Here is a 9,413-nt window from a genome sequence, read left to right on the forward strand (position 1 = left end):
GGGCGGGCGGGCTTCGGCGCCTCGGCCGCGGGCGCCGGGGCGGCAGGTTTCGGCGCGGCCGCCGCGGGCTGAGCGGCCGGAGCCGGAGCCCGCCCCGCAGCCGGAGCCAGGGCCACGCTCGGCGAGGCCGCATCGCGGGGCTGCCCGGTGTATTGGACCACGGCGAGGATAGCCGCGAGCACAGCGACCGCAACGCCGCCGATCAACAGGATTTTTTTCAACGCAGGAACCGCCCCGATAGTATTCGGGCCAAATTATCCGCGTAGTCATCGACTCGCAACAAACCGCTGCTGCGGCCGCATCGAAACTTGCTCCAAGGTCGATCCCTTCCTAATGTCGCGCGCCGGCCGTGCCGGCCCCGTAGCCACCTGCGTGCGATCCCATGGCCGACATCCGTTCCCTCTGCGTCTATTGCGGCTCCTCCACCCGCGTCGACGAGCGCTACAAAACCGCCGCCGCCAGCCTTGGCGCCCTGATCGCCGCCCGCGGCCTGCAACTGGTGTATGGCGGCGGCCGCGTCGGGCTGATGGGCATCGTCGCCGATGCCGCGCTCGGCGCCGGCGGCCAGGTCGTCGGCATCATTCCGGAGCACATCCAGGCGCTGGAGGTCGAGCACACCGGCCTGACCGAGCTGCATGTCGTCGACAGCATGCACACCCGCAAGCGGATGATGTTCGACCGCTCCGACGCCTTCATCGTGCTGCCCGGCGGGCTGGGCACGCTGGACGAGGCCTTCGAGATGCTGACCTGGCGGCAGCTCAAGCTGCACGAGAAGCCGGTCGTCTTCGTCGACATCGACGGCTATTGGCGCCCGTTCCTGCGCCTGGTCGACCACATGATCGCGCAGGGCTTCTGCCGGCGGGAGCATCGCGACCTGTTCCAGGTGGTCGAGACGGTCGAGGAGGTGTTCGGCGCCATCGCCGCACCGCAGCCGATCGCCGGCCGCGCCAGCGACAAATGGGTGTAGCCCCCTCTCCTTTCGTCCCCCGCGGCCGGGTGCTATAAGCCCGGCCATTCCTGTCCGAAGCGGAAAGATCCCGACATGGCCAAGATCAAGGTCAAGACCCCGGTCGTCGAGCTCGACGGCGACGAGATGACGCGCATCATCTGGCAGTTCATCAAGGACAAGCTGATCCTGCCGTATCTCGACATCGATCTTCGCTACTACGACCTCGGGATCGAGTACCGCGACCAGACCGACGACCAGGTGACGATCGATTCCGCCGAGGCGATCAAGAAGTACGGCGTCGGCGTCAAGTGCGCCACCATCACCCCGGACGAGGCGCGGGTGAAGGAGTTCAACCTCAAGAAGATGTGGAAGTCGCCGAACGGGACGATCCGCAACATCGTCGGCGGCACCATCTTCCGCGAGCCGATCATCTGCCGCAACGTGCCGCGTCTGGTGCCGGGCTGGCGCAAGCCGATCATCGTCGGCCGCCATGCCTTCGGTGACCAGTACCGCGCCACCGACCTGAAGGTCCCCGGCCCCGGCACGCTGACCATGACCTACACCCCGGCCGACGGCAGCCAGCCGGTCGAGCTCGAGGTCTTCAAGTTCCCGGGCGCCGGCGTGGCGCTGAGCATGTACAACCTGGACGAGTCGATCCGCGGCTTCGCCCAGTCGTCGCTGAACTACGGCCTGCTGCGCCAGATGCCGGTCTACCTGTCGACCAAGAACACCATCCTCAAAGGCTATGACGGCCGCTTCAAGGACATCTTCCAGGAGGTCTACGAGGCCGAGTTCAAGGACCGGTTCCAGAAGGCCGGCCTGACCTATGAGCACCGCCTGATCGACGACATGGTCGCCTCGGCCATGAAGTGGGAAGGCGGCTTCGTCTGGGCCTGCAAGAACTATGACGGCGACGTGCAGTCGGATTCGGTGGCCCAGGGCTTCGGCTCGCTCGGCCTGATGACCTCGGTGCTGCTGACCCCCGACGGCAAGACCGTCGAGGCCGAGGCGGCGCACGGCACGGTGACCCGCCACTACCGCGAGCACCAGAAGGGCCGCGCCACCTCGACCAACCCGATCGCGTCGATCTTCGCCTGGACCCAGGGCCTGGCCTATCGCGCCCGGTTCGACGAGACGCCGGATCTGCTGCGCTTCGCCCAGACGCTGGAGAAGGTCTGCGTCGAATCCGTCGAGGCCGGCCACATGACCAAGGACCTCGCCATCCTGATCGGGCCGGACCAGCCCTGGATGACCACCGAGCAGTTCCTGGACAAGCTGGACCAGAACCTGCAGGCGGCGATGGGCTGACGCCCTCAGGCCCTGCCGAGAGAGGAAGGCCGGCTCACGCCGGCCTTTCTGCTTCAGGGCCCGATCACATTGTCGATCGAGAGCCCCTGCAGCACGGCCAGCAGCGGCACCTCCCCGCCGTTCGGCACGCAGACGGCGCCCTGGATCAGATGATTGGTGCGCTGCATGTCGAAGACGCCGCAGCGATCGCCGGAGCCGGTCAGGCTGATGATCCGGTACTGGGTGAGATAGCTGTTCACCGTCGTGCGGTCGCCCCGCACGACGGTATAGCCGGTCGCCTTGAGGGCCCTCTGCAGCCAGGTGGTCAGGGAGCCGATGCGATCGGTGGAGCGCCAGTGATAGCCGCCGGGCAGCCGCGACCAGTCGACGAAGGCGAACAGCCCGCCCGCCTCGAAGGTCGCCGTGTCGGTCCGGACAACGCCGCTGCCTTCGGACGCCTGCGCCTCCTCGTGCTTGGCGTTCCGGGCCGCCGCCCCGGCGAGCGGCCCCGAGACGAAATCGATCGGCGACTCCTCGGCCGAAGCCGGGCAGGACAGCGCCGCGGCGACGAGAATGCCCGCCGCGCACCGCATCATTCGATGAACCATGATCCCCCTCCGCCCGGAATTGGATCGGTGCGGGCCACCCGGGCCGGCGGCTCCGCCCGTTGGTCGCTCAGGGCCCGATCACGCCGTCGATCGAGATGCCGTCCATGACGTCCTGGACCCTGAAGGCCTGCCGGGACGGCGCGCAGGCAAAGCCCGTGATCATGTGGGTCCGCCGTGTCATCGCAAAGACGCCGCAGCGGCGATCAATGCCCGTCAGGGCGATCTTCCGGTACCGGCTGAGATAGCCGTTCACCGACATCCGGTCGCTCTCCAGGATGGTGAAGCCGGTGGCCTCGAAGATATCCTTCACATCATCCGACAGACTGGCGACCACATCGGTGTCCTTCCAGCCGTAGTGGCCGCCGAGGCGGGACCAGTCGACATAGGCGATCATCCCGCCGGCCTTGAACACCGCCGTGTCGGTGGTCATCGCCCCGAAGGCGGAATGGGCCAGCGTATCCTCCTTGTGCTCGACGTTCTCCGCCACGGCGCCCTGCAGCGGCCCCGAGACGAAGCTGATGGGCGACTCCTCGGCCAGCGCCGGCCAGGAGAATGCGGCCATGGCGAACACGCCGATGGCATAGCGCGACACACGATCGAACATGATCCCCCTCCGCCCAGGATTGGATCGGTGCGGGCCGCCTGGGCCATCGGCGCCGCCCATTTGGATCGTCCCTAGGGGCCGACCACGCCCTTGATCGAGAGTCCCAGCAACGTCGCCCGCAACGGGATGGCTTGGCTCCCCACGCCGCAGAGATGACCGCTGATCCGGTTCGCGTCCCGGCCCAGGACGAAGACGCCGCAGCGCCGATCGGCCCCGGTGTAGACCACCGTCTTGGTGACAGCCGGCAGGCCGTTCACCGGCTCCCCGCTGCTTTCCAGCACGATTGTGGTCAGCCCGCTGTTGGTCTTGCGCAGGATCTCGACCCATTCATCGAGCAAGGCGGGATCGGCGGCCGTCGTCCAGATACGCCCGCCGCCCAGTCGCGCCCAATGGATCGTGAGGCGCAGGCCCGCAGCCGCGTAAATCGCCTGGTCCTGCGCATAGGGTGTGTCGGCGTCGAACGGCTGGTCCAGATGACTGCCGGTCCTGACGGCAACGCCGGCGAAAGGACCGGAGACGAAGCGGATCGGCGTGTCCGATCCGACATCGACCGAAGGCCGCCGCTTCGGCGGTGGCGCTCCGACGGCGTCCATCGCCGGCAAGCAAAGGGCCGCCAGGACGAACAGCCCGGCGGCCTTGATCGAAAACCCTCGCCCCATTGCCCCCTCCCCCCGGAGATAGGGAATTAATCCCCGAAAATTGGGCGGCGTCGAGCGGAATTCGTGTCAAATTGAAGGAAACGTGCCTCGGAGCCGTTCAATCCCGATGCTCCCCGGGGCGCCGCGGCAGCGGCAGCGCATAGACGCCGAGGGATGCGCCGTCATAGCGTTCGGCCCCGCCGCTCGGCGTGTTGACGATGTAGGGATGGCCGGGATCGTCCGCCCGCACCATCTCGGTCGACCCGCCGCCGTCGAGATTGATCGCGTCGGTCGCGCCGATCGCCAGCATCAGCGCCGCCGACTGGGCGTTGGTGGTGCCCCGCGAATACACGGCCACGCGGCCGTCGACGGTCACCAGGTAGAGGTAGCGGCCGTGATCGGACAGGCCGACCAGCGTCCGCGGATTGGGGTTGTTCGGGTCGCCCTGGCTCGGGCTCGCCGCGCTGACGTCCTTGCCGTTGCGCACCAGGAAGGCCGAGCCGGCGACCGCCGTGCGCACCTGCGGCAGCCGGATCTCCGAGGCCGGGGCGATGATCGCGGCCCCGCCGCGGGTCACCGCCAGCACCGCCTGGCTCTGCGTCGGGTCGTCGGAACCGGGGGCGCTGACCACCTTGCCGTCGGAGACCAAGAGCCCGATCACGGTCTTCGGCTCCGGCGCCGCGGTGCAGCACGGCGCGAAGAAGTTGGTGTTGATCGCGATCCGCACGCGCTTGCGCGCCGCGAATTGCGAGACGGTCTCGGCGGTGGTCTCCAGCGGGCCGCTGCGCTCGGTCCCGGTCAGGGCGATGCCCGGCGCCCACAGGTCGACGCGGATGATGCTGGCCCGGCTGACCGTCGCCGGCCCGTCCGGCGTCAGCGGGTTCGAGGGCACGGTCGCGGTTGCCATGTCGACGCCGAGATAGAGGGGCGAGTAGCCGCTCTGGGTGATGCCGTCATCCGCCCGCGCCTGAACAGCGGCCAGGCCGACCACCAGGACGGCCAGTAATTGTCTCAAAATCACGATGTCGTTTCCCTGCGATGAACTGGATGTCGCCCGATATCCGGTTCATCTCCGCAGGACCGAAAGGGATATTCCTAAGATCCCCTGGAGCTGCCCCGGAATCGCGACCGCGACGACTATCCCATTTCTGCATGACCATTTGGCGATGGCCGGCTTCGATGGGAGGATCGTTGCGTCACCGCAGGGAATGCCGCCCGACCGGGCCGCAAAGAGCATGGGGCCGGCCCGCAGCTGCGGTACCGGCCCCATCGCATCACGTCGCCGGGGATCAACCCCGGCCGGGCATCACGCCCGCAGGATGGCGCGATCCTCGTCCCGCCGCTTGCCCGGCGGCTGATAGGCGATCTGGGCATGCTCGATGCAGTACGGCAGGTTGCCGTGCGAGGCCTTGCCGCAGAAGTGGAAGTCCTTGTCGCGCGGATCGCCGATCGGCCATTTGCACATCCGCTCGGTCAGGTTGAGGATGGTGGCCCCGCCCGATTTGCGCTCGGGCGCCGGCTTGGCCGCGACCTTCTCCACCGGGGCCGGCTGGGCCTCGACGGCGGCCGGAGCGGCGGCGGCGACCTCTTCCTCCTCCTCATCCTCCTTGCGCTTGATCGGCGACGGCCGGCCGGACAGCTCCAGCCGATGCGCCTTGCCGATCACCGCGTTGCGAGAGACGCCCCCCAGGATCTCGGCGATCTCGCTTGCGCTCTTCCCGTTTCCCCAGAGCTGACGCAGCTGCGCCACCCTTTCTTCGGTCCAAGACATCCGCTTCTCCCAAGATCACGCGCATCGACTGCGCGTACCACATATTGCGGCTTCAGTCGCGGACGCTACCACATCCGCGACCGCCGCGACAGATCCTTTCAGGCCCCTCTCAGGCCCCTCCGGTCAGGCGGCCAGCGCCGCCTCGACCGCCGCCAACGCCTCGCCGGCCCGGGCCGCATCCGGCCCGCCGGCCTGCGCCATGTCCGGGCGGCCCCCTCCGCCCTTGCCGCCGGCCGCCTCGGCCGCGGCGCGCACCAGCGCCACCGCGTCGAAGCGCCCGGTCAGGTCGTCGGTCACGCCGATGCAGACCGACAGCTTGCCCTCGGCCCGGCCGACCAGCGCGACGATGCCGGAGCCGAGCTGCTGCTTCAGCGCGTCGGCCATCGGCTTCAGCTCGCGCGCCGGCAGGTCGTCGAGGATGCGGCCGGTGAACTTGACCCCGGCGATCTGCTTGACCTCGGGCCCGGCCCCGCCGCCGGAGCCCGCCGTCGCCAGCTTGCGCCGCAGGTCGGAGACCTCGCGCTCCAGCCGCCGCCGCTCCTCGACCAGGGCGGCCAGGCGGGCCGGCAGCTCCTCCGGCGTCACCTTCAGCGCGCCGGCGGCCTCGGCCAGCAGCGTGTCGCGATGGGCGGCATAGGCCACGGCGCCCTCGCCCGTCACCGCCTCGATCCGGCGGATGCCGGCGGCGACCGCGCCTTCCGAGACCAGCCGGAAAGCGCCGATATCGCCGGTGCGGCCGACATGGGTGCCGCCGCACAGCTCCTGCGAATAGGCCTTGTTGCCGTCTTGGCCCATGCCGACGACGCGCACCGTGTCGCCATATTTCTCGCCGAACAGCGCCATGGCGCCGGCGGCGATCGCGTCCTCCGGCGTCATCAGCCGGGTGGTGACCTCGGAATTCTCGCGGATCCGGGCGTTGACCTCGGCCTCGACCACGGCGATGTCCTCGGGCGTCAGCGGCCGCGGCTGGCTGATGTCGAAGCGCAGCCGCTCCGGCGCCACCAGCGACCCCTTCTGGGTGACATGCTCGCCCAGCCGGCGGCGCAGCGCCTCGTGCAGCAGATGGGTGGCGGAGTGGTTGGCGCGCAGCGCGCTGCGGCGGGCATGGTCGACCTTCAGCTCGACCGCGTCGCCGACCTTCAGCGTGCCGGCCTCGACCGTGCCGATATGGGCCCACAGCACCCCGGCCTGCTTCTGGGTGTCGCGCACCGCGACGGTGACGCCGCCGGCGCCCCCGGCCAGCGTGATCGTGCCGGCGTCGCCCATCTGGCCGCCGCTCTCGCCATAGAACGGGGTCTGGTTGACCACGACCACGACCTCGGCGCCCGGACCGGCCTGGTCGACGACCTGGCCGTCGACCACCAGCGCGGTGACGACACCCTCGGCCGCCTCGGTGTCATATCCAAGGAATTCAGTGGGTTCGAGCTTTTCCTTCAACTCGAACCACAACGCGCCGGTGGCCGCCTCGCCGGAGCCGGCCCAGTTCTTGCGGGCCTCGGCGCGCTGCCGCTCCATCGCCGTGTCGAAGCCGGCGGTGTCGACGGCGCGGCCCTGGCCGCGCAGCACGTCCTGGGTCAGGTCGAGCGGGAAGCCATAGGTGTCGTACAGCTTGAAGGCGACATCGCCCGGCAGGGCCTGGCCGGTGCCGAGGCGGCCGGTCTCGTCCTCCAGCAGGCGCAGGCCGCGGTCGAGGGTCTGCTTGAAGCGGGTCTCCTCCAGCTTCAGCGTCTCGGTGATCAGCGCCTCGGCCCGCACCAGCTCGGGATAGGCGGCGCCCATCTGGCGCACCAGCGCCGGCACCAGCCGGTACATCACCGGGTCGCGGGCGCCGATCAGATGGGCGTGGCGCATGGCCCGGCGCATGATCCGGCGCAGCACGTAGCCGCGGCCCTCATTCGACGGCATGACGCCGTCGGCCATCAGGAACGAGGTGGCGCGCAGATGGTCGGCGATCACCCGGTGGCTGACCTTGTGCGGGCCGTCCGGGTCGCTGTTGGTGGCGTCGGCCGACGCCTCGATCAGGGCCCGCATCAGGTCGATGTCGTAGTTGTCGTGCTTGCCCTGCAGCACGGCGGCGATGCGCTCCAGCCCCATGCCGGTGTCGATCGACGGCCGCGGCAGGTCGACCCGCGTCTCCTTGGTGACCTGCTCATACTGCATGAAGACCAGGTTCCAGATCTCGATGAACCGGTCGCCATCCTCGTCCGGGCTGCCTGGGGGGCCGCCGGCGATGCCGGGGCCGTGGTCGAAGAAGATCTCCGAGCACGGGCCGCAGGGGCCGGTGTCGCCCATCGCCCAGAAATTGTCGGAGGTCGGGATGCGGATGATCCGCTCCTCCGGCAGGCCGGCGATGCGGCGCCACAGCCCGGCGGCCTCGTCATCGGTGTGGTACACCGTGACCAGCAGCTTGTCCTTGGGCAGGCCGTATTCCCGGGTGATCAGGCCCCAGGCCAGATCGATCGCCTGCTCCTTGAAATAGTCGCCGAAGGAGAAGTTCCCCAGCATCTCGAAGAAGGTGTGGTGCCGGGCGGTGTAGCCGACATTCTCGAGATCGTTGTGCTTGCCGCCGGCGCGCACGCATTTCTGCGAGGTGGTGGCGCGCTGGTAGGGCCGCGTCTCCATGCCGGTGAAGACGTTCTTGAACTGCACCATGCCGGCATTGGTGAACAGGAGCGTCGGGTCGTTCCGCGGCACCAGCGGGCTGGATGCCACCACCTCATGGCCGTTCTCGCCGAAAAAGTCGAGGAAGGTCGAGCGGATGTCGTTGACGGTCTGCATCGGGGAGGTCGGCCTGGGCGTCTTGATGGTGCGGCCCCGGAGAACCCGACGGCCGAGCCGTCGCTTGTAGCGCGCCAGGGCGACCGCTGTCCAGGAAGGGACGCGGAGGATTCGTTGCCGATGCAACCCGCCGCGCGGGCGACGCGGCGGATTCCCTCGCTGCGACGGGGAGGCGGGAGGAGGCATGATGTTCGGCATCGGGCCGGAGGATGGCCCCCTCGCCCTCGCGTCGCTTCGCGCCCCTCCCTCTCTCCGACTACGGCATCTACATATTGATCGGCGATATCGACGGCGGCTTGCAAAACGGATTGCCTCTCCCGCTTGCGGGAGAGGTCGGACATCCGAAGGATGTCCGGGTGAGGGGATAGCGGCTTCGCCGAAGGCACGGCTTTGCCGCGAGCAAGCATGCGATCCGCCCATTCCTGAGGCGCTGATCCTGGTGTCGCGACCGAGCCGCCCTCACCCGGTCTCGCTGCGCGAGCCCGACCTCTCCCGCAAGCGGGAGAGGCAATCGCACGGCGTTCGGCAGATCTGTAGATGCCGTAGCTCTCCCCGAGGAGAGGGGTTGGTCACCTCTCCTTGGGGAGAGGTCGAAATCGCGTAGCGATTTCGGGTGAGGGGGTGGCTCCGGCCTATCCCCTCACCCGGTGTCGGCGACGTCCGGCTTTTCGAAGCAGTTGTAGGGGTCGATGCCGAGGGAGCGGCAGAGGCGGCGGGCGACGGTCTGCGTGGTCTCGGTGTCGAGCCAGGCGATGACGTCCGCCTCCCGCACCCGGGC

Annotated in this window: 9 protein-coding genes; 2 read left to right on the top strand and 7 right to left on the bottom strand. The window is 68.9% G+C overall.

The features are described from left to right. Nucleotides 1–221, bottom strand: a 221-nt coding sequence (locus BWR60_RS37870; protein ID WP_218823825.1) for a hypothetical protein, incomplete at its 3' end; no start/stop codon positions are given. A gap of 161 nt (nt 222–382) precedes the next feature. Between BWR60_RS37870 and BWR60_RS34675 the strand changes: the two genes are divergently transcribed. Both BWR60_RS34675 and BWR60_RS34680 read left to right on the top strand, forming a co-directional pair. After that, nucleotides 383–967 (top strand): TIGR00730 family Rossman fold protein, encoded by a 585-nt coding sequence (locus BWR60_RS34675; RefSeq protein WP_088157684.1) that lies wholly within the window; start codon nt 383–385, stop codon nt 965–967. A gap of 75 nt (nt 968–1,042) precedes the next feature. Then, a complete protein-coding gene (locus BWR60_RS34680) occupies nt 1,043–2,257 on the top strand; it encodes an NADP-dependent isocitrate dehydrogenase (protein WP_088157686.1) in 1,215 nt (404 codons plus the stop codon). A gap of 53 nt (nt 2,258–2,310) precedes the next feature. On the opposite strand, the gene BWR60_RS34685 is transcribed toward BWR60_RS34680, so the two are convergent. The 6 genes from BWR60_RS34685 to alaS all read right to left on the bottom strand — a co-directional run bounded on the left by BWR60_RS34685 (nt 2,311) and on the right by alaS (nt 8,635). Further along, nucleotides 2,311–2,844 (bottom strand): hypothetical protein, encoded by a 534-nt coding sequence (locus BWR60_RS34685; RefSeq protein ID WP_144445863.1) that lies wholly within the window; start codon nt 2,842–2,844, stop codon nt 2,311–2,313. A gap of 67 nt (nt 2,845–2,911) precedes the next feature. Beyond that, nucleotides 2,912–3,448, bottom strand: a complete 537-nt coding sequence (locus BWR60_RS34690) for a hypothetical protein (protein ID WP_088157690.1) — start codon at nt 3,446–3,448, stop codon at nt 2,912–2,914. Nucleotides 3,449–3,519: 71 nt separating this feature from the next. Further along, nucleotides 3,520–4,107, bottom strand: coding sequence for a hypothetical protein (locus BWR60_RS34695; protein WP_088157692.1), 588 nt, complete (start codon nt 4,105–4,107; stop codon nt 3,520–3,522). Between the two features lie 97 nt (nt 4,108–4,204). Further along, the gene (locus BWR60_RS34700; protein ID WP_144445864.1) at nt 4,205–5,101 is read right to left on the bottom strand and encodes a phosphodiester glycosidase family protein; all 897 of its coding nucleotides are present in this window, start codon (nt 5,099–5,101) and stop codon (nt 4,205–4,207) included. 291 nt (nt 5,102–5,392) lie between these two features. Further along, a complete protein-coding gene (locus BWR60_RS34705; protein WP_088157696.1) occupies nt 5,393–5,857 on the bottom strand; it encodes a GcrA family cell cycle regulator in 465 nt (154 codons plus the stop codon). A 123-nt stretch (nt 5,858–5,980) separates the two neighbouring features. Further along, nucleotides 5,981–8,635 carry an alanine--tRNA ligase gene (gene alaS / locus BWR60_RS34710; protein WP_088157698.1) on the bottom strand — a complete coding sequence of 885 codons (2,655 nt, stop codon included), beginning with the start codon at nt 8,633–8,635 and terminating at the stop codon, nt 5,981–5,983. Nucleotides 8,636–9,413: the final 778 nt, after the last annotated feature.

The organism is Inquilinus limosus, assembly GCF_002195995.1.
Taxonomy (GTDB): Bacteria; Pseudomonadota; Alphaproteobacteria; order DSM-16000; family Inquilinaceae; genus Inquilinus; species Inquilinus limosus_C.